Here is a 21,004-nt window from a genome sequence, read left to right as displayed (position 1 = left end):
TGTCTAAACCTTAGAATAGTTCTTCGGTCGCATCTAGTATCGTCCCTTCGGCTAAAGCACTCTCCACAAAATTTGTTATTGCGGCAAAGGTCTTCTCAACCTCCAGAGCATTACCTGATACAACTGCTATGACTATGCGTGCTCTCTGCCAGACTTCTTGGTGGCCCACCTCGGCAACCGAGACATTGAACCTGCCGCGAATTTTCGCGATCAGCGATTTCACAATGGCTCGCTTGTCTTTGAGGGAATGCGCCAAAGGAAAGTGAAGTTCTAAAGAGAGCAGTCCTAGGCGATGTTTCATGACGGTAAAACTAGTTCCTTGACAAAGGCCTCAATGACATCGCTTTCCTTAAGATCGTCATAGTTATCAAGGCCAATGCCGCATTCATAACCCGTGGCGACTTCCTTCGCATCATCCTTGAAGCGTTTAAGCGAACCAATCCTGCCCTCGTGAATAATGACGCCGCCCCGCAGGAGTCTCGCGTTTGCTTGGCGGGTTATCTTGCCCTCGGTAACCATGCAGCCGGCAATGACGCCTGAACCTGTGACACGGAATACAACGCGCACTTCAGCTTGGCCAAGGACTACCTCCTTGAAAACAGGGGCTAGCATGCCCTTAAGGGCTGCATTAATATCGTCGATTACCTCGTAGATGATGCGATAAAATCTAAGGTCCACTTGCTCTTGCTCCGCCGCTTTGCGCGCATTAACTTCAGCCCGCACATTGAAACCAATAATAATGGCACTAGAAGCCTTAGCGAGCATGATGTCGCTCTCATTTACAGGACCCACCCCAGTATGAATGACTTTGACATCCACCTCTTGGTTGCAGAGCTTCTCCACCGCGGGCTTGAGGGCCTCTACCGAACCTTGCACGTCACCCTTGATGATCAAGTTAAGGGACTTAGTTTGCCCAGCTTGTACCTGCTTGAAGAAATCATCCAGAGTGACATTTCGTACTGGTCTTTGCAGCTCTAACTTGCGGAGTTCTGCCGCTTTTTCCGCCATGGAGCGCGCCAATTTGTCGTCTTTTACTACAACAAACTCATCGCCTGCCTGCGGGGCCATAGAAAGACCATGTAGTTCGAGCGGAGTCGAAGGTGGCGCCTTCTTAAGACGCTTCCCCTTATCGCTGACCATGGCTCGAACGCGGCCATAAGCACCACCTGCCACGACAATATCGCCCACATTGAGGGTGCCTTTTTGAATCAGCAGCGTGGCGATGGGCCCTTTGCCCTTGTCAACATGGGCTTCAATGACTATCCCTTTTGCTGGGCGATCGGGGTTAGCCTTAAGCTCTAAAACTTCAGCCACGGTTAGCACCGAGGCCAGCAAATCATCGATGCCCCGGCGTTGCAACGCGGAGACGCCGACAAAAATTGTGTCTCCACCCCACTCTTCGGTCACGAGGCCATACTCAGTCAGCTGCTGCTTGATGCGGTCGGGGTCGGCATTATGCTTATCCATCTTATTAACCGCTACAATGATGGGCACATTAGCTGCTTTGGCGTGATTTAAGGCTTCAATTGTTTGCGGCATGACACCGTCATCCGCAGCCACAACCAAAATAGCTATATCTGTAACTTTTGCTCCACGCGCCCGCATTTGGGTAAAAGCTTCGTGGCCTGGGGTGTCTAAGAAGACAATTTTCTCCTCACCAACATCAACCTGGTAAGCCCCAATATGCTGCGTTATGCCCCCCGCTTCCGAAGCAGTAACATTAGTGCGACGTATGCAATCAAGTAGCGAAGTCTTGCCATGGTCCACATGACCCATGACGGTGACCACTGGGTAGCGGTGCTTCAGACTCTCGGCTGGATCATCATCAATGGCAGTAGCAGCATCTACGGTCGGGGGCAGTTTTATTTCGAGTTTAATATTGAGTTCAGCCGCCAACACGCCAAGAGTATCAAAATCTAGCTGCTGATTAATGGTGGCCATCACACCCAAGTGCATTAACTTAGTAATGATATCACCCACGGAACGCCCAGTGAGTTTGGCGAACTCACCCACCGTGACGGCACTCTCTATAGACACTAGCGCAGTTGGCGTCAAGTTAGCACCCGAGGGCGCTGAGCTGCCGCCAGACCGCTGCGGGCGCCCATGGGAGGCCAGCTTGCGATTAACAATATTGGCTGCGGGTTCGGCACGCCGTTTATCCCTAGGCCTGTCGGCCTGCTGCCGCGTGCCAGGCTTATTATCGGCAGGTTTCTTGTTTCCGGGTGCAGGTGCAGGCCGCACATCCGTCGGCGGCATAGGTACAGCCTCTAGTGGTGAAGACGTTTCTGGTACAACCACTGCCGGAGCAGCGTTGACCGCAGGCGCTGTATCTACGGGACGCCTCTTTTTTTGCTTGATAATCACTTCGCGAATGACTGACGCGACTTGTGTGTCGACCATGCTCATGGGGTTTGTGATATTGAGTTTTAAATCACGCAGAGCCTCCACGAGAGTCTCAGCAGGTACCTGCAATTCCTCGGCTAACTCAAAGATTCTAATTTTGGACATGTCGGTCCACCTCCAATGTTCAGGCTTAACTCCTGTAAGCGACGGGCGAAATTGGCATCATTTATGACTACTAGGGCTCTCCTGCTCTTGCCGATGGCATGACCCAGTGCGGCCTGCGAAAAAATGGTAAGATAAGGAATAGATTTACTCTCCGCCATCTGGCGATAGAGGGCGGCTGACTTGGGCTCGGTGTCCTCGGCAACTACCAGTAAGCTGACTTTTCCCTTTTTAAGGGCTTCAGTACAGGCCATGGTCCCGCTTACGACCGCCCCAGCCCGCTGCGCCAAACCTAAAAATTGCAGAAATTTATCAGACATGGTGCAATTTCTCTCTTAAACGAGAGACCACTTCCGGAGGTAGGTCTGTCTCTAGGCCCGCGCTTATTCTGCCGCCCTTTAGTGCAGCCTCAAGGCAGGGGACATTGGGGCAAATGTACACACCCCGCCCAGACTTCTTCCCGGTAAAGTCCACATCAACATGTCCTTCAGGGTCGCGTACAATCCTGATAAGTTCACGTTTAGGCTTGACAGAGCGACATCCCACACAGGTGCGTTCTGGAACATGCTTCTTTTTCATTAGCCCACCCCTTAAGCTTCGGCCTGGCTCTCGCTCTTGATATCAATCTTCCAACCTGTCAACTTGGCGGCCAACCTAGCGTTTTGGCCTTCTTTACCAATGGCCAGTGACAGTTGATAGTCTGGAACGACAACCCTTGCCACTTTGGCCAGTTCATCAATATCCACGCGAATGACCTTGGCTGGACTCAAAGCATTAGCCACATACTGCGCAGGGTCACTCTTGTACTCAATAACGTCAATCTTTTCATTGCCAAGCTCGTTGACAATGATTTGGATACGCATGCCTTTTTGCCCTACACAGGCACCCACCGGGTCTACATTTAGGTCGCGCGAGCTCACCGCCACTTTACTGCGGCTACCCGCTTCTCTAGTCACCGACTTAAGCTCCACTATGCCGTCATGGATTTCTTCTACTTCTAACTCGAGCAAGCGTTTGAGCAGCCCAGGATGGCTGCGCGAAACGGTCACTTGGGGTCCCTTGGTAGTTTTACGGACTTCAAGCACATATGTTTTAAGCCGTTGACCCATGCGGTATACTTCTCCGGGAACCCTCTCCGAAGTGGGCATCACTGCCTCCACTTTGCCTAGGTCAATAATTACATTCCGGGCATCGGCCCTTTGCACTATGCCCGAAACGATATCACTCTCGCGATTAGTAAACTCTTCATAGATAAGTCCGCGCTCGGCCTCACGAATGCGCTGCACCACGATTTGTTTAGCTGTCTGCGCGGCAACTCGCCCAAAGTTTCGCGGTGTAACCTTTTCTTCAAAGACATCGCCTAATTCGTAATTAGGGTTAGTAGATTTAGCCTCGTCAATACCTATATCAGCGTGAGCATCTACCACTTGGGTCACCACACGCTTAAGAGCATAGACATGTATTTCTCCCGTTTCGCGGTCCACCTGGACCCTCACATTCCCACTGCCACCAAAGTTCTTCTTGTAGGCAGATACTAGGGCGGTCTCGATGGCTTCAAAAAGAACTCCCTTGTCTAGATTTTTCTCTTTAGATAGGTGATTGATGGCATCGATGAATTCCGAATTCATTGCCTTGTTTCCCTCATTTCATTTTAAAAACTAACTTGGCTTTTCTAATATGCTGCTCGGGCAAGGCCAGTGACTCGCCGGACGGCAGTTCTAGCAGCACATTGTCGCCCTCCCTGCCCTGTAGAGTGCCCTGAAATTCTGCTTTTCCACAGAATGGCACAGAGAGACTGATATCAATAAGGCGACCTGCAAACACCTCAAATTCATGTGGTCGCTTAAGCACCCGGTCTAAGCCCGGAGAGGATACTTCGAGAGCACAATTCGGCGCAAGTAAAGGCGAGGCCTCCAGGGCGAGCAGAAGGGCGCGAGCTACTTCCTCGCAATCCGCAGTGCTAACTGAACCATGCCTACGAGCAATAAGCACCGCGAGTCTCGCCCCACCCCTAGCGGGGAGCCATTCCACATCGACTAACGAGAGCCCTAGAGAATCCACCACGGGCAAGAATAATTCATAGAGAGGCAGAGCTGCTTGCTGCAAGAAAAAACACCTCGCTGAGTTAACTATTTATGAACGAAAGAGTGGGAAAACCCCACTCTTTGCCGCAAACATCATATCACAAAGGAAGAACGCTATGCAAGCATTGCCATCTGCTCAAGACTCGGTGACACGCACTACCCCCGCCACCTCTTTAAGATCGGACAGCACATGCAGCAGGGTCACCCCATGAGGCAGTTTAATTTCTAACTGAACAATAACTTGTTCCCCTTCCACACCCACATGACTAGTACAGATATTGCGCATGCTTATCTCACGCCTACCTAGGACGGTGCCGATTTTTCCGAGCTGCCCTGCTGTATCTAGCATCACCACAGTTAAGCGCACATAGTGATCGCGATGTAAGTAGTATCTCTCGAGACGTGTAAAAAACACCAAAGTAACATAGACAAAGATGGTTGTCGCTACCGCACCCACGTAAAAGCCGGCACCCGAGGCCAGCCCAATGGCTGCCACCACCCACAGGGACGCGGCCGTGGTCAGGCCCTTGATACTAAGGCCTTCCTTCATGATGGTGCCAGCACCGAGAAACCCAATGCCGCTTACCACTTGGGCCGCCAGACGTGCGGGGTCATGGGGCCCTGACACATTGCGAAACCCATAAATAGAAATCAACATAATCAAAGTAGAGCCTAGAGCCACCAAGACATGCGTGCGAAAACCAGCGGGGCGGTTAAGCCCCTCACGCTCAAGCCCAATCAAGCCGCCCAATATGCACGATACACCAAGGCGAGCAATTAGCTCGACATTATCTATCACAATTAGGCCTCCTTGCTCTACCTAATGCCTTGAGAATATGCCAGTACATACGCAGGCGAGAGAGTGCCCCCGACATCAAGCCGCGCTTTTCTTCTTTCATCACATGGGTCACATCAACCAGAGGGACATGGGCCACGGGGATTTTGGCAGTCTGCAAGTGTTGTGTTAGCAGCACCTCGACTCCCCATCCCGTAGCAGAGAAGTCAGGTATTTGAGCGAGAAGGCGCGCTGTAATAGCACGCTGGCCTGATAAAAAGGGGGCAATCTTCTGGGCTAAGTCCGTGGCCAGTCTCCCGTTGCCAAAAATCCCAAGCGTGGCCTCGTACTCCCCTTCTACTATGGGCTGCAGAAGGGCGGCCACATGAAGCGGTGTCAGACCAAGTAGATCGCCATCAAGGAATAGATACACATCCCCCGGCACTTCCGTTACCCCCGCCTGCATGGCACCGCCTTTGCCTCGATTTGTGGTCAGATCAACAACTGTAGCGCCGGCAGTCGCAGCAATCACCGCGGTGTTATCCCTAGAGCCATCGCTAACGACCACTACCTCGGCCACCAGCGGGCAGGCAGCCGCGGCCACCACTACCTCGGCAATTGTCTTCTCTTCATTATATGCGGGTATTATGACCACACAACGCATCGCTTGGCACCCCTATCTTGGTAAAGTAGACGCCATGCGGCGCACTTCGGCTATAAGTCGAGCAGCAGCAGCTTCAAGTGGTATCGTTTCGATCGCTTGCCCCTGCCGAAACAATACAGCCTTACCGTGAGATAAAGCAATGCCGAGATCCGCTTCTTTGGCCTCACCAGGCCCATTGACCGCGCAGCCCATTACCGCCACGCGTAGCGGCACAGAGGAGAGCTCTGTGAGTTCACGTTCTACACTCTCTGTCAAGGCAATCAAATCCCCCGACGTGCGAGCGCAGGTTGGGCAACTGACGACATGCAAGCCTTTAGGGTACAGCCCGAGACTCATGAGAATCTCCTTCGCCACCACGACTTCTTCTACAGGGTCGGCGGTCAGCGACACTCGTAAAGTATCACCGATGCCCTTACTGAGCAGCAGGGCCAGAGCAACCGACGAGCGCACTGCACCTTTAAGCAAGGTACCGGCCTCGGTAACACCGATATGGAGAGGAAAGGGAGACTCCGCGGCAAAAAGCTCGTTAGCCTGCACCGTTCGCACTACGTCGGAGGATTTTAAAGAGAAAACAAGATTAGAAAAACCCCACCCAGTTACTTGCTCTTGATACTCCAAGGCGGCCTCGAAGAGAGCTTGCGCAGAGGGAGAGCCATGCTTCGCCAGAATGTGCTTGGGCAAAGAACCGGAATTAACTCCGATGCGCACCGCCGCACCGTAGCGCGCAGCCGTTTCCATGACCTCGCGAACTTTGTCGTGCCCCCCGATATTGCCTGGGTTGATGCGAACTTTAGCGACACCGCGTTCCAGAGACCCCACAGCTAGGTGATGATCGAAGTGGATATCTGCCTCTAAGGGGACTGGTGACGCCCGCACCAACTCTTCTACGGCAACTAACGCTTTTTCATGGGGAACTGCGATGCGCACCATCGCACATCCCGCTTGACTGAGGGCCACAATTTGCCGCAAAGTGCTCGGCACATCCTCGGTGGCAGTATTAGTCATGGACTGTATGACAATAGGCGCATCACCACCTATCGTCAAGCGACCCAGCTGTACAGGGATCGTCTTCCGCCGCACCATATCCACTCCTAAAAGATATTAAGTCGCTGCAAATCCTGGTAGGTCACCAGCACAATAAGCACCATGAGCATGACAAAGCCCAGAAAATGAATCATGTTTTCTCTCTCGGGAGCTATAGGCTTACCACGCACGCCCTCTAGAGCCAGAAAGACTAGCTTGCTGCCGTCCAAGGCGGGTATGGGCAGCAGATTAAACATGCCGAGCTGTATGCTGATGATTGCTGCGAAAGAAAGCAAGTTGGCCAGTCCTGTGCGCGCTACTTCACCCACCATGACTACCATGCCGATAGGCCCGGCACCCTCGGCTGGCATGCGGCCTGTGACCATGCGTCCTATGACGGAAAGAATCTCCGCGGTAAACCAAACTACCTCGCGAGTTCCGAGGAACAAAGCCGTAAAGAAACCGTGCCTAACATTGGCCGGGGCTACACCTACCAAGCGACGCCCGGTGGCCTCATCCACCCGCGGAGTCATCGACAGGGTAAGTCGTGTCTCATCGCGCAAAATCTCGACCGTAATTGTCGGTGCCGTGGTTTCCCCAATGGCTCGCTGCAACTCGGTCCATGTGGCAATATCTCGCCCCTCAATGTTCACTACGCGGTCTCCAATTTGGAGCCCCGCCTGTGCGGCAGGCCAGTCTGGGGTAACCGATCCGATCAGCGGCTCCGTGGTAGGGACACCTACAGCCATAAAAATTATGGCAAAAATCAAGGAGGCTAGTACGAAGTTCATCAGCGAACCCCCAGCAACAAAGACCATGCGCTGCCAGACTGGCTTGGTATCATAACGCCGGTCGAAGGGTATAGCCAGCTTACCAGGCTCATTTTCCTCACCTGCTACTCGGAGAAAACCGCCAATGGGCAACATGCGCAAAGAGTACTTGGTCTCTCCTCGTGTATGCGCGAGCAAGACGGGCCCCATACCTAGCGCAAATTCATGCACCATCATGCCTGAGGCTTTGGCCGTCAAGAAATGCCCTAACTCATGAAAAAACACCAAAACGCCAATAATGGCAATGGCCATTAAAATAACCAATCCCTACACCGTCCTTAGCTTGATAATCTCGGCTGCCCGCCGGCGAGCCCACTCATCAATGAGAAAAAGATCAGACAGAGCCCGCGGAGCATCCGGAACTTGCTCGCCTAGTACCGCCTCGAGCAGTTCGGCGATACCTAGGAATGACAGCCTGCCGCGCAAAAAAGCCTCCACCGCCACTTCGTTGGCTGCATTCAGCACGACAGGATAGGCCCCACCCAGTTTACCGGCCCGAAGGGCCAGTGGCAGACAGCGAAAAGTGCCTAGATCAGGGTCATAAAAACTAAGTTGCCTGCCCGCATAGTTATTGACGACATAGTCTGCCGGCCAGCGCTCTGGGTAAGAGAGAGCATACTGTATGGGAATACGCATATCTGGGTTGCTACACTGTGCTAGCTGGGCACCGTCGACAAATTCCACCAGTGAATGAACTATGCTTTCGGGGTGCACCAAGACTTGAATATCCTCGTAGGCAAAACCAAAGAGGTGGTGTGCCTCGATGACCTCGAGACCCTTGTTCATCAAGGTCGCCGAGTCGATGCTTATTTTTCCACCCATCTTCCAGGTAGGATGATCGAGGGCTTGCGCCACTTTAACTTCACGCAAATCATCCCTTGACTTACCAAAGAAAGGCCCCCCCGAAGCTGTCAAAATAAGCTTTCGCACGGCCTCCCGCGGCCAAGCCGCTAAAGCTTGCCACAAGGCCGAATGCTCGCTGTCTACCGGCAGCAACATTGACCCCTGTGCCTTGGTAACATCCATGAGCAGTTTGCCGCCGACAACCAAACTCTCTTTGTTCGCTAGGGCAATGGCCCTGCCCAGTTTAGCGGCGGCAATAACTGGCCTTAGCCCGGCCATCCCAGAAATAGCGGCCATGACGACATCGCAGTCTGTTTCACGAACCAACTCTGTAGCCGCATCTATACCGCCGTATACTTTGACGTAGGGAAAAGTGCGGCGAAGCAGCTCTACGTAACTAAGGTCCTCTACGGCCACAGCTAAGGGGCGAAAATAAGCCACTTGCTCTAGCAGTAAGTCGCCATTTTTACCAGCACAGAGGCCCACTACTTGCAGGCGATCGCTGTGTTTTGCTACTACTTCCAGTGTAGACCGACCAATCGAGCCTGTAGACCCTAGAATGATTAATTTTCTCATCCTACCAGACCATCACATTGGCAGACCACAGCCAGTAAACTACTGAAGCCGCATAAACCGTAGAATCAAGTCGGTCTAGCACCCCTCCATGACCGGGGAAAAAATCTCCCGAGTCCTTTACCCCTACGGAGCGTTTTAGGGCCGACTCCACCAAGTCACCTACGTGGGCCGTGCCAGCTAAGATTACACCTAAGAAAAGGGACACCATTAGTCCGATATCAAGAAATTGTCGCGCCAACACCATTATTAGGACACTGCTGACCAGACCCGCCATGGCCCCCTCCAAACTTTTCTTCGGAGATACACTGGTCCACATTCTAATTTTACCGAACCGCACGCCAAATAAATAGGCAAAGGCATCATAAGCCCACACAGCAGCCAAGGGAATGAAGGTCCACTCCCAGCCAGCTGATAGACGCAGCAGCAGTAGGTTGCCCAGGAGCAGCGTGGGATAGAAGACGACGAGCAAATTAGCCCCCGCCGCCACGAGATTAAACCTCGGGAAATCCAGTAGTTGTCGCGTAAGAATTGCCAAAACCGATGCTACCACTACTTGCAAGGCCATGTCTGCCTGGTCGAAAATAAGGACGCCAAAGTAAATCAATGGCAGTAGGTAAGTCAAGCGTGTAAAGTGTATGCCCTGCGCCAAGAGCAAGGTGCGTCCTTCAAATACCGCGAGCACCCCTAAAATGGTGACCATGAGGGCGAATATATTCCCTCCCACATAGGTAGAGAAGATGACAATGGGCAGTATTACTAGGGCAGTTACAATACGTTGATTCACGGCTTCGCCCCCCGACTCCATACCCGTCCCCGGCGGCGGTTGCGCTTCTGGTACTCCACGAGGGCAGCATGATAGTGTTTGACCCCGTAATCTGGCCAGTTAACATCACTAAAGACAATCTCCGCGTAGGCAGCCTGCCACAAAAGAAAATTGCTGAGCCTTTTCTCGCCACCCGGCCTGAGCAAAAGGTCGGGGTCTGGCATGCCAGCAGAGTACAAGCACTGTGCAAAGGCCGCCTCGTCCCCACTCGCATCTGGGAAACGCTCTGCATAGAGTCGCGCCGCCCGCAAAATTTCTGCTCTAGACCCGTAGTTGAGGGCCAAATTGACTGTCATGCCTTGACGATCCTTAGTGGCAGACATCGCCTCAAGCGTCACGCGACGCGTGGCCTCTGGCAAACCAGCGATGTCCCCTAGCACATTAATACGCACGTCACGCTCTTCTAGCATTTTTTTCTCCTTGCGCCAAAACTCCTCGGGCAAACGCATGAGAAAATCTACTTCTTCCCTTGGTCTCTGCCAATTTTCCGTGGAAAAAGTATACAAGGTGAGAAATTTTATGCCAAGACGCGCGGACTCAGTGATAATCGTCCGCGCCGCCGCTAAACCAGCCCGATGCCCAGCCACACGAGGCAGGCCCCGGCGTTCAGCCCAGCGTCCGTTACCGTCCATGACAATGGCCACATGACAAGGTAAGTTACTTATATCTAAGGCTTCGGTTCTCAGACCAAACATGCTGCCCTCCTTATATCAAAAAACCCCTGGTGAGAGGGGTAGCAGACTAGATCTCCATGATTTCTGCTTCTTTAGCGTGCAGAACATCCTCGACTTCTTTAATATACTTATCCGTTAGCTTCTGAACGTCTTCCTGCGCCTTCTTGGCTTGGTCCTCGGAGACCTCCCCGTCTTTTTCTAGTTCCTTAATCAGTTCATTGCCTTCACGTCGCAGGTTCCGCAAGGCCACTCGTCCATCCTCGGTCTTCTTCTTGGCCACCTTGACTAGCTCGTTACGCCGATCTTGCGTGAGTGCCGGAATAGTCAAGCGGATGACGGTGCCATCAGTGTTTGGGGTGAGCCCGAGGTCTGACTTCTGTATGGCTTTTTCAATAGCCTTTAGCAAGGACTTGTCCCACGGTTGAATAACTAACATCCGCGCCTCGGGAACGGTAATAGTGGCAACTTGCGACAAGGGCGAGGGCACACCATAGTATTCTACAGTTATCTTCTCTAAAAGCCCTGGCGTGGCACGACCGGCACGTAAACCGGCCAGTTCTTTCTGCAAGGCGGCCACCGTCTTCTTCATTTTATCCTCTAGCTCTTTCAGCGTCTCCTTAATCAATTATTGTCACCCCTTACATATGTTCCAATGTCCTCTCCCAAAGCGGCACGGTAAATGTTGTCGGTATCTTCAAGGCTGAACACTAAGATGGGAATATTATTGACCATGCACAGAGAAGTTGCGGTGGCGTCCATAACACCTAAATTTTGGCGCAAAACCTCGATATAGGATAGTTCTGCAAAGCGTTTCGCCTCTGGATTTTTACGGGGGTCACTATCATAAACGCCGTCGACTTGGGTGGCCTTAAGAATAATCTCCGCCCCAATCTCTGCCCCGCGCAGGGCAGCGGTGGTATCAGTCGAAAAATAAGGATTTCCGGTTCCGGCAGCGAAAATTACAATGTACCCCTTTTCAAGATGGGTAATGGCCTTACGCCTAATATAGGGCTCCGCAATTTCTCGCATTTCAATGGCTGTCTGTACGCGCGTGTCCACGCCGAGTTTTTCAATGGCATCCTGGAGAGCCAAGGCATTAAGCACAGTAGCCAGCATACCCATGTAATCCGCAGTAGCGCGATCCATACCCTGTGCACTACCAGCAGCACCGCGCCAAATATTACCGCCACCCACAACGACGGCAATCTCTATGCCGCTACGACGAATCTTAACGAGCTGCTCTGCCACCTTTTCCATGACTTCGCCGCAAATTCCATAACCCAGTTTCCCCGCTAGGGCTTCGCCGCTCAATTTGAGGATGACCCGACGATACTTGGGACACTCCATTAAAATTCCACACTCCCTTGTCACACCGCAAATTAGGCATCTGAAAAAAGGAACACCGCGGTGTTCCTTTACTTCGTCCTAGGCTTCAGTTCGCTTTTGTAGTCCCTCACCCATCTGAAAACGCGCGAACCGACGTACGGCAATATTCTCACCAAAGACGGCCACCTTAGACTGGATGTACTCCTTGACCGTTTGCTCACCTTCACGCACAAAGGCCTGTTCCATGAGGCAAACATCAGCAAAATATTTCTCGATTCTGCCGTCAACCATTTTGTCGATAATCTTCTCAGGCTTGCCCTCGTTTATAGCCTGCGCACGCAAAATTTCTCTTTCGTGCTCAATAATACTCTGTGGAACCTCTTCACGGGTGATGTACTGTGGATTAGCGGCGGCAATCTGCATGGCCATGTCGCGCACTAAAGCCCGAAAATCTTCGTTCTTAGCCACGAAATCAGTCTCGCAGTTCATCTCCACTAATACACCAATACGGCCCCCGCCGTGTATATAAGACTCCACGACGCCTTCACTTGTGATGCGCCCCGCCTTTTTGCTGGCAGCAGCGAGGCCTTTTTCACGTAGAAACTCAATTGCTTTCTCCATATCGCCGGCTGTCTCGCCGAGCGCCTTTTTGCAGTCCATCATTCCTGCGCCAGTACGTTCGCGCAGTTCTTTGACTAGACTTGCCTCAATTTTAGCCATCATAGGACCTCCCCTCGTGCCTGTAGGATGCGTATTATTCGGCCAATTGCTCGCCCTGGCGTGCTTCAAGTACAGCGTCAGCCATGGTGGCAGTTATAAGCTTGACAGCCCTGATGGCGTCGTCGTTGCCGGGAATAATGTAATCCACTTCATCGGGATCACAGTTAGTGTCGACGATAGCCACAATAGGAATACCTAGTCTGCGGGCCTCGGCGATGGCGTTTTTCTCCTTGCGCGGGTCAATTACGAACAAGGCTCCAGGGAGTCCTTGCATGTTCTTGATGCCGCCTAAGAATTTCTCTAAGCGCTCCATCTCCTTGAGGAGATTCACGACTTCTTTCTTGGGCAGGACGGAAAAAGTACCGTCTTCTTTCATGCGTTCAAGATCGTGCAGTCTCTTCACGCGCTTTTCGATAGTTTGGAAATTGGTCAGAGTACCACCTAGCCAGCGCTGATTGACGAAGTACATGTTGCAGCGAAGTGCCTCGTCAAGCACGGCCTCTTGAGCCTGCTTCTTCGTCCCCACGAAAAGGATGCTCTCACCATTTCTGATCACGCTCTTAATGAACGTGTAAGCCTCCTCAAGTTTGCGGACAGTCTTTTGTAGGTCGATAATGTAGATGCCGTTGCGCTCCATGAAAATATACGGAGCCATCTTTGGGTTCCAACGTCGAGTTTGGTGGCCGAAATGCACACCAGCCTCGAGCAGTTGTTTCATGCTGACTACTGCCATGAGACTCACCTCCTATTGTTTTTCCTCCGCACCCATCGCTTGGTAGAGAATCCCCCCGTGGGGGGACACAGCTCTGCCCATCCGGGAGCGTGTGTAGTTTAAACACCGAGAGTTAGTATAGCACACCCATAATTAACAAGCAACTCTTAGTGATCCTTCTTGGCTAACTCCTCGAGCAACTTGTTGTTCAACACTTTGATGTAGGTGCCCTTCATGCCCAAAGAACGGCTCATAATGACTCCCGCGCTTTCTAGCTTGCGCAGGGCGTTGACGATTACCGAGCGAGTAATGCCAGCCTGGTCGGCGATTTTGCTGGCAACGAGTAGTCCTTCTTGCTCACTGCCTAACTCGCGCATAATATGCTCAATGGCTTCGAGCTCAGAATAAGACAACGCATCCACTGCCAGTTCGACCACCGCGCGTTGGCGGGATTCTATGCTGGCCATCTCCTGGCGCGCGCGCAGTAGTTCCATGGCGAGAATAGTAGCGCCAAACTCTGCCAGAGCGACGTCATCGCTATTTAAGGGCTCATCAAAACGCGCCACAAGTAAGGTCCCGAGGCGCTCTCCCCGACCGATAATAGGTACAATGCTCGTCAGTTTCTTAGTGTGATCACATACCGAGTCATCAAAGACACAACTCTCTGTCTCCCGGCAATTGATATTGCTCTCTGAGAGCGACATCAACTTGTCGTTGTAGTCAGCAGGAAAACGCCCAGAGCGCACGTGGCGCTTTAACAGGTCACAGTCGTATTCATCAATGAGGGCGACGCCAAGCAATTTGCCTCGCGTGTTCAAAATGTAAGTGTTGGCCGTAAACACCTGGCTAAAAAGTTGCGCCAAATCGCTAAACCTAACGGTCTCACCAGCGGACTGTCGCAGCACCTTGTTCAACATACGGGTCTTTTCAAGCAAATTCACCATACTAACCTCCACCTATAAGATATACTTCCTAAATCTTGAAATCCAATACAGGGATAAAGCGCCCTACTTCAGTATACCTGGTTACTGCTCTTTTGACAAAGGGGCAGCGCAGGAGCCTCTACTCACTCCCTCCCTAGGCACGAGGATGTGCCTTATTATACACCGACTTTATGCGTTCACTTGTGACGTGCGTGTAAATTTGTGTTGTAGAAACTGAGGAGTGTCCGAGCAGCTCCTGCACCGTGCGCAAGTCAGCACCGTTATCTAGCAGGTGCGTGGCGAAGGAGTGGCGCAGACTGTGGGGGGTTGTCGCCTCGGGGAGATTAGCCCGAGCGACATACTTGTCAAGTATCCTGCCTACACCCCGCTCCGAAAGGGGAGAGCCGCGGTAATTTAAGAATACATGCTTAATGTTGTCATGTGCCAAGAGCTTAGGGCGTACCTTCTCTAGGTACTCGCGCAAACTGTCCGCCGCCGTCCTCCCAAATGGCACTTGCCGCTCTTTATCGCCCTTGCCTACCACGCGTAGGGTACGAGAGTACCAGTCCACCGCCCCTAATGTCAAGCCCGCCATCTCGCTGACGCGACAACCCGTGGCATAAAGTAACTCCAAAAGGGCGCGGTCACGCGTCTCTAGTCGCGTTTCTTGTGGAGAATCCAGCAGTCTCTCCATATCAGGAGGATGCAAGAAAGTCGGCAACGACTTCTTGCGGCGCGGCAGCAAAATCTGACCCGCGGGATTGTCTGTTACCACCTGCTCGCGCAACAAAAATCCGAAAAAAGAACGCAAACAAGAGATCTTTCGCGCCACACTGCTCTTGGCATAACCGCGTTGATATAGATAGGCCAAGAAGCTACGCAAGTCGGTGCGCGAGATCTCTGCGATCGGGCGGCTCTCACTACAGAAGCCGCAAAATTGACCTAGGTCATGGGCATAACTCTCCACAGTCTTTGCGGATAGCCCTTTGTCGGCAGAAAGGTGCAACAGAAAGGCGTCGACATACTTCTCCATATTCAGATATTACCATGTTACGACCCTGGCAAACAAGGGAGTATCATATTTTTATCGCAAAACTCTGTCAACTCTTTGAGCGAACGTTCGCCATAGGCTAAATTGCGCAGTCGGCGGTCCCTAGGCGGGCTAGTCAAGGGCGGAAAGAGCCCAAAGGTAACATTCATAGGTTGAAACGTGCCCACAGTTTCTGCGGAGATGTAGTGGAGCAAAGCGCCTATGGCCGTTGTTTGCGGAAAAACTACAGGTTCAAGAGCCCGTAGATGGCGTCCGGCATTGATGCCTGCCACGATACCTGAGGCAGCAGACTCGACATAACCCTCTACCCCGGTGAGCTGACCGGCAAAAAAAAGCGACTCTCTCTGTCGGTACTGCAAAGTGGGCGAGAGAACTTGGCGCGAGTTAATAAAGGTATTGCGATGCATTACACCATAGCGGACAAACTCGGCGTTCTTTAGCGCAGGGATGAGCGAGAAGACCCTGCGCTGCTCACCCCACTTAAGCCTAGTCTGAAAACCAACCAAGTTGTAGAGAGTCCCAGCACGGTTGTCTTGGCGCAGCTGCACCACCGCAAAAGGGCGCCTGCCGGTGCGAGGGTCGACTAAGCCTACTGGCTTCAAAGGCCCAAACAGCATCGTCTCCCTGCCGCGCTCGGCCATTTGCTCGATGGGCATGCAGCCTTCGAAATATTTTTCTTTATCTAGGTGCTTTAGCTCCTGTCGCTCGGCGCTACAGAGTGCATGGTAAAACTCATGGTATTCTTCTTCAGAGAGTGGGCAATTCAGGTAAGCGGCTTCGCCTTTATCATAACGCGAAGCGAAGAAGGCCCTCTCCATATCAATAGACTCCGTGGTGACAATAGGAGCAGCGGCATCATAAAAAGAGAGGTAATCTGCGCCTAGTAGGGAGCCTACGTCTGCGGCCAAAGTAGCCGAGGTAAGCGGCCCTGAAGCCACCACGACAACACCCTCTCTCGGCAGCTGCCCTACCTCCTCGCGCCGTATGGTCACCAAGGGGTGATTCTCTAAGATGCGCGTTAAAGTGTTGGCAAACTCAGTTCTATCTACTGCCAAAGCGCCTCCTGCTGGCAAGCTTGTTTGTTCCGCAACAGCTAAAATCAAGGAGTCTAGTCTGCGCATTTCTTCCTTGAGTAGTCCCACGGCATTAGCAATATCGCTGGCCCTGAGCGAATTACTGCACACAAGTTCACCTAGCAGGTCAGTATGGTGCGCACCCGTGCTGACAACTGGCCTCATCTCGTAGAGCACCACGGGGATACCCTGCCGCACTAGCTGCCATGTAGCCTCTACACCAGCTAGGCCTCCTCCAATAACTACTACCTCACGCATGTACTTCCTCCTGTAGGAAACCACAAGCTGGGTTGCCACAAACAATCGTTGTCTCATCTTTACGGTTCTTCTTTTCGACAGTGAAGGACCCGCACTTCGTGCACTTATTAGTCAATGGTTTGTTCCAGGACACAAACTCACAGGTAGGGTAGTTTGCGCAGCCGTAGAAGAGCCTCCCCTTCTTGCTGCGTCTCTGTACGACCTTCCCCTGACATAGCGGACAAATGGCCCCCGTCTCCGTGAGTAAGGGCTTGGTATTTTTGCACTCCGGAAAGCCTGGGCAGGCTAAGAACTTGCCGAATCTGCCCATCTTGATAACCATGCGGCGCCCACAAAGTTCGCAAACTTGATCCGATTCTTCATCTGAAACGCTAATTTTTTCCATGTGCCCAAAGGCATGAGCGAGCTTGACGGCAAAAGGCGCGTAGAAATCCCGCAAAATTTCTTGCGAGGTGGCCGTGCCATGCTCAATGGAGTCTAACTCCGCCTCCATTTTGGCAGTGAAGGCGACCTCAACGATTTCAGGGAAGTATTCTTTTAGTAAGCGCACTACGACTTGGCCGAGCTCGGTCGCCATGAACTTTTTCTTGTCTTTAGTGACGTAACCACGCTCGACAATGGTATCGATAATGGGCGCATAGGTGCTAGGGCGGCCAATACCTTCTTCTTCGAGCAGCTTGATCAGGCTAGCCTCGGTAAAGGCAGGCGGTGCTTCGGTAAAGTGCTGCTTCGGCGTCAACTTGCCGAGGGCAAGCCTTTGCCCCGCTACTAGCTCAGGCAATTCGCTTTCTACATCGGCATCGGCTTCATCTTGGCTCTCGCTATACACGGCCGTAAACCCAGCAAACACCATGCGCGAACCATGCGCTTTAAACAGGTACTTGTTGGCGGCTACTTCGACGTGCACTTGCGCATAAAGTGCGGGCGCCATTTGCGAAGCGATAAAACGCTCGAAAATAAGTTTGTACAATTTATAGTGATCGCGGCTAAGCAAGTCTTTAAGCGCGAGAGGAGGGCGCTCCACATAGGTGGGGCGAACAGCCTCATGCGCATCCTGCGCCCCCCCCTTGCCGGCAAACTGCCTGCTTTCATGGTATTCTTTTCCGAATCGTTCAGTTATGTACTGACTAGCGCTGGCTAGAGCGGTATCACTCAGTCGAGTGCTATCGGTGCGCATGTAGGTGATTAGCCCAACCGCGCCTTCCTTACCGAGCTCAATACCTTCGTAGAGAGCTTGCGCCAAACGCATGGTGCGCTTGGCAGTGAAGCCTAGCTTGCGCGAGGCCTCTTGCTGCAGGGTGCTGGTGGTGAAGGGAGGTGCCGGCTTACGCTCACGCTGACTCTTTTTCACACTTTCTACAACGAACGTACCCAGAGAGAGGTCTGACATAACCGCCTTCACTGCCGCCTCATCGGGTAGCTCGCGGGCACTAAGCTTAGCCAGAAAAGCTTTGCCCTCACTTGGCCGGAGTTCGGCCATGAGACTCCAGTACTCTGTGGGGATGAAAGCGGCAATTTCTTCGTCACGGTCCACAATGATGCGCACGGCCACAGACTGCACGCGACCTGCGCTAAGGCCCTTTTTAACTTTGGCCCACAAGAGGGGCGACAATTTGTAGCCCACAATGCGATCCAAAATGCGCCTAGTCTGCTGGGCGCTGACGAGAAGTGCGGCAATGTCACGTGGTTCCTTAAAAGCCTTTTGCACAGCCGACTTCGTAATCTCATTAAAAGTGACCCGACAAGGCTTCGTCATATCAAGCTCAAGAGCTTGCGCCAAGTGCCAAGAAATGGCCTCACCTTCCCGGTCGGGGTCAGTGGCCAAGTACACCTTGGTCGCTTTGCGGGCTGCCGTCTTAAGTTCCTTTAAAAGGTCTCCCCTGCCGCGGATGGTAATGTATTTTGGGGCGAAGTCGTGGTCGACATCCACACCCAGCTGGCTTTTAGGCAAGTCGCGCAGATGCCCAAAGGAGGCCTTCACGGTATACTGTCGGCCCAAGTACTTGGCGATTGTCTTCGCTTTGGCAGGAGATTCTACTATAACTAAGTATTCAGCCATCACAACACCTCTGCTCCTGTGAATTAAACCTTACTACAGCGCCGAAATGGCGCTAGATGGGCGGGGTTTGGCAGATATACTGCCCAGTTGGCAGACGAAGCACAGTGCCTTCTAGCTCTAATTCGGTGAGAGCAGCCAGTAGGTCTGGCATGGGTAGCTTGGTGCAGAGACCGAGGTCGTCTACCGAGCAGGCGTTCCTACTTAGAGCAAGCATCACCAAGCTAGCATGACTCCCCAGTTCTTTTGCCCTGCGCTCCTGCCCTCTCTGCTCTTGTACTCCTAGAGTTTGCAGCAATACGGCAGGGTCTGTCAATGGGGTAGCGCCTTGACTAATAAGATAATTTGGGCCTCTGCTTTGGGGGCTGAAAATGTTCCCCGGCACGGCCAGCACTTCGCGACCTTGCTCTAGGGCATGCAGTGCTGTTATCAAGGCCCCACTCTTGCGGTCGCCCTCGGCCACTAGGCATGCCATGGACAAGCCGCTTATGAGACGATTGCGCTCAGGGAAGTGATGGCGTAGCGGCGGGGTGCCCGGTGGATACTCGCTGAGGAGCGCCCCCCCACTCTCTATGATGCGCCAGGCCAGCCTGGTATTTTCGCGTGGATACATGTTGTCTACACCCGTACCCAGGACAGCGATGGTATGCCCACCCATTCTGAGAGTCGTCTCGTGCGCGAAAGTGTCTATCCCCTTGGCCAAGCCACTGACCACCGTAAAATTGTTGTCAACTAAGAGCGGCACAAAAGTCTCGACCAGCTGCCTGCCGTAAGCTGTCGCTGTGCGGGTGCCCACTACCGCCACCCGCTTAAGGCTAGCCAGTGTACCGCGGCAGTAAATGATTAGCGGCGGGGCATAGAGGTCGAGCAGGCTACTTGGGTAGGCAGGCTCACCGATGACTAGTGCTTGGCACCCGGCGCGAGCATTGCGCTCCTCCCAGCTGTCGTAATCGAAGTCCTGCATGGCCCGCGGCACAGCCTCAGCCAAGCGCGGAAGCAGGCCCGCTTGCGCGAGCGAGCGGCTCGTCAAGTCTCTAGCTGACTCAAAATTGAGCTGAAGTATATCCGCATACCGCATACCAGGAACGCGGGCTAATGCGGCCATTAAACGCCTTCTCTCCACTACTCTCCCCCCTGCCTAGGGTCATTATAACAGGAAAAGCTGCGTACTACACGCAGCCTTTCCCAGTTATTCATTTCGGAGCCCTACGCGGCACTACTAGGGTAGTACGCGGCGCACACTATGGAGGCGCGTGCTCCAGTAACTCTGCCCTAGATTGGCATAAGAAACTCCACTTCGTGGCACGGTATGAATAAACCGGCCTTCTCCGATGTAGATACCCACATGTGAGATACCCTCTCGCCACGTGTCCACAAAAATCAACAAATCGCCCTTGGCGAGGTCATTTCGCGACACCGCACGACCGACTAGGGCTTGGCTGCGCGAGGTACGCGGCAAAGTAATGCCATGGGCCGCGAAGACCCACTGCGTGAAGCCAGAACAATCAAAGCGTGTCGGCCCTTCCGCGCCAAAAAGGTATGGCACACCCAAGTACTGTTCCGCGGTGGCTATCACTAGGTCGGCGATACTAGTCTCGCTACTAGGCGTTACCCGTCGTGCGCCTCGAAACATGCGGCTTATGGCTGCCTCGTTCAAATTAGCCGTCCGCACTCGGCCGAGGCTCCTGCTAGCCCAGACCACCGTAGTCCCACCCACAAAGATGCCCGTAAAGCGCGCCTCCTCATGGGCAAAAAGTACAATGTCTCCCGGGCTAAGGTCGCTCCGCCTAACCCCTTCGCCAAACAAATGTTGTTCGGCCACTGTCCGCGGCACCTCGACGCCGAGTTGTCCAAAGACATAGTAGACAAGCCCGGAAGCATCAAAACCTCGCGGCGTTTCTCCGCCCCTTACAAAGGGGGAACCCACTTCTTCTCTCGCGATTTCGGCGGCGCGAGCTCCTAAAGGAGCCTCGCTCGCTGCACCCAAGGGAAACAGCGTGGTCAAGAGGGACAACAGGACGACTGCGACAAGTAGTTTTTTGTACAATACAACACCTCCACTAGTTAAATTCGTGGAGGTGTTCGCTG

At 52.9% G+C, this 21,004-nt stretch carries 23 protein-coding genes; all 23 read right to left on the bottom strand.

What is annotated here, in order from left to right:
• Window positions 1-10: 10 nt before the first annotated feature.
• On the bottom strand, window positions 11-301 hold the full coding sequence (locus KGZ92_05225; GenBank protein ID MBS3888689.1) for a DUF503 domain-containing protein: 291 nt from the start codon (window positions 299-301) through the stop codon (window positions 11-13).
• Window positions 298-2,508 carry a translation initiation factor IF-2 gene (infB, locus tag KGZ92_05220; GenBank protein MBS3888688.1) on the bottom strand — a complete coding sequence of 737 codons (2,211 nt, stop codon included), beginning with the start codon at window positions 2,506-2,508 and terminating at the stop codon, window positions 298-300. Before infB ends, KGZ92_05225 begins: the two co-directional genes overlap by 4 nt.
• Window positions 2,481-2,825 (bottom strand): ribosomal L7Ae/L30e/S12e/Gadd45 family protein, encoded by a 345-nt coding sequence (locus tag KGZ92_05215; GenBank protein MBS3888687.1) that lies wholly within the window; start codon window positions 2,823-2,825, stop codon window positions 2,481-2,483. Before KGZ92_05215 ends, infB begins: the two co-directional genes overlap by 28 nt.
• A complete protein-coding gene (locus tag KGZ92_05210) occupies window positions 2,818-3,084 on the bottom strand; it encodes a YlxR family protein (GenBank protein MBS3888686.1) in 267 nt (88 codons plus the stop codon). Before KGZ92_05210 ends, KGZ92_05215 begins: the two co-directional genes overlap by 8 nt.
• A gap of 11 nt (window positions 3,085-3,095) precedes the next feature.
• On the bottom strand, window positions 3,096-4,133 hold the full coding sequence (nusA, locus tag KGZ92_05205) for a transcription termination/antitermination protein NusA (GenBank protein ID MBS3888685.1): 1,038 nt from the start codon (window positions 4,131-4,133) through the stop codon (window positions 3,096-3,098).
• 13 nt (window positions 4,134-4,146) lie between these two features.
• Complete coding sequence (locus KGZ92_05200) at window positions 4,147-4,611, bottom strand: ribosome maturation factor RimP (protein ID MBS3888684.1); 465 nt, start codon at window positions 4,609-4,611, stop codon at window positions 4,147-4,149.
• 114 nt (window positions 4,612-4,725) lie between these two features.
• Entirely contained in the window at window positions 4,726-5,391 is a 666-nt protein-coding gene (locus KGZ92_05195; GenBank protein ID MBS3888683.1) for an MgtC/SapB family protein, read from the bottom strand.
• On the bottom strand, window positions 5,378-6,028 hold the full coding sequence (locus KGZ92_05190; GenBank protein ID MBS3888682.1) for a glycosyltransferase: 651 nt from the start codon (window positions 6,026-6,028) through the stop codon (window positions 5,378-5,380). Before KGZ92_05190 ends, KGZ92_05195 begins: the two co-directional genes overlap by 14 nt.
• A 12-nt stretch (window positions 6,029-6,040) precedes the next feature.
• On the bottom strand, window positions 6,041-7,111 hold the full coding sequence (ispG, locus tag KGZ92_05185) for a flavodoxin-dependent (E)-4-hydroxy-3-methylbut-2-enyl-diphosphate synthase (GenBank protein MBS3888681.1): 1,071 nt from the start codon (window positions 7,109-7,111) through the stop codon (window positions 6,041-6,043).
• Between the two features lie 8 nt (window positions 7,112-7,119).
• Window positions 7,120-8,145, bottom strand: a complete 1,026-nt coding sequence (gene rseP, locus KGZ92_05180; GenBank protein ID MBS3888680.1) for an RIP metalloprotease RseP — start codon at window positions 8,143-8,145, stop codon at window positions 7,120-7,122.
• 3 nt (window positions 8,146-8,148) lie between these two features.
• Window positions 8,149-9,300 carry a 1-deoxy-D-xylulose-5-phosphate reductoisomerase gene (gene dxr / locus KGZ92_05175; protein ID MBS3888679.1) on the bottom strand — a complete coding sequence of 384 codons (1,152 nt, stop codon included), beginning with the start codon at window positions 9,298-9,300 and terminating at the stop codon, window positions 8,149-8,151.
• A gap of 1 nt (window position 9,301) precedes the next feature.
• Entirely contained in the window at window positions 9,302-10,084 is a 783-nt protein-coding gene (locus KGZ92_05170) for a phosphatidate cytidylyltransferase (GenBank protein MBS3888678.1), read from the bottom strand.
• Window positions 10,081-10,818: a di-trans,poly-cis-decaprenylcistransferase gene (gene uppS, locus KGZ92_05165; GenBank protein MBS3888677.1), complete on the bottom strand. Its 738-nt coding sequence runs from the start codon at window positions 10,816-10,818 to the stop codon at window positions 10,081-10,083. Before uppS ends, KGZ92_05170 begins: the two co-directional genes overlap by 4 nt.
• A 46-nt stretch (window positions 10,819-10,864) precedes the next feature.
• Window positions 10,865-11,386 (bottom strand): ribosome recycling factor, encoded by a 522-nt coding sequence (gene frr / locus KGZ92_05160; GenBank protein ID MBS3888676.1) that lies wholly within the window; start codon window positions 11,384-11,386, stop codon window positions 10,865-10,867.
• A gap of 32 nt (window positions 11,387-11,418) precedes the next feature.
• A complete protein-coding gene (locus KGZ92_05155) occupies window positions 11,419-12,144 on the bottom strand; it encodes a UMP kinase (GenBank protein MBS3888675.1) in 726 nt (241 codons plus the stop codon).
• 78 nt (window positions 12,145-12,222) lie between these two features.
• Complete coding sequence (gene tsf, locus KGZ92_05150) at window positions 12,223-12,843, bottom strand: translation elongation factor Ts (GenBank protein ID MBS3888674.1); 621 nt, start codon at window positions 12,841-12,843, stop codon at window positions 12,223-12,225.
• 34 nt (window positions 12,844-12,877) lie between these two features.
• Window positions 12,878-13,576, bottom strand: a complete 699-nt coding sequence (gene rpsB, locus KGZ92_05145; GenBank protein MBS3888673.1) for a 30S ribosomal protein S2 — start codon at window positions 13,574-13,576, stop codon at window positions 12,878-12,880.
• A 146-nt stretch (window positions 13,577-13,722) separates the two neighbouring features.
• Window positions 13,723-14,499 (bottom strand): GTP-sensing pleiotropic transcriptional regulator CodY, encoded by a 777-nt coding sequence (gene codY / locus KGZ92_05140; GenBank protein ID MBS3888672.1) that lies wholly within the window; start codon window positions 14,497-14,499, stop codon window positions 13,723-13,725.
• A 133-nt stretch (window positions 14,500-14,632) separates the two neighbouring features.
• Window positions 14,633-15,511: a tyrosine recombinase XerC gene (gene xerC / locus KGZ92_05135; GenBank protein MBS3888671.1), complete on the bottom strand. Its 879-nt coding sequence runs from the start codon at window positions 15,509-15,511 to the stop codon at window positions 14,633-14,635.
• A 17-nt stretch (window positions 15,512-15,528) separates the two neighbouring features.
• Window positions 15,529-16,860, bottom strand: a complete 1,332-nt coding sequence (gene trmFO, locus KGZ92_05130; protein ID MBS3888670.1) for an FADH(2)-oxidizing methylenetetrahydrofolate--tRNA-(uracil(54)-C(5))-methyltransferase TrmFO — start codon at window positions 16,858-16,860, stop codon at window positions 15,529-15,531.
• On the bottom strand, window positions 16,853-18,919 hold the full coding sequence (gene topA / locus KGZ92_05125) for a type I DNA topoisomerase (GenBank protein ID MBS3888669.1): 2,067 nt from the start codon (window positions 18,917-18,919) through the stop codon (window positions 16,853-16,855). The genes trmFO and topA overlap by 8 nt, the downstream gene beginning before the upstream one ends.
• Before the next feature lie 52 nt (window positions 18,920-18,971).
• Entirely contained in the window at window positions 18,972-20,039 is a 1,068-nt protein-coding gene (dprA, locus tag KGZ92_05120; GenBank protein ID MBS3888668.1) for a DNA-processing protein DprA, read from the bottom strand.
• 96 nt (window positions 20,040-20,135) lie between these two features.
• Entirely contained in the window at window positions 20,136-20,963 is an 828-nt protein-coding gene (locus KGZ92_05115; GenBank protein ID MBS3888667.1) for a C40 family peptidase, read from the bottom strand.
• Between the last annotated feature and the right edge of the window lie 41 nt (window positions 20,964-21,004).

This window comes from Bacillota bacterium (genome assembly GCA_018333655.1).
Lineage (GTDB): Bacteria > Bacillota > UBA994 > UBA994 > UBA994 > BS524.
This window is presented reverse-complemented; position numbering and strand designations above follow the sequence as displayed.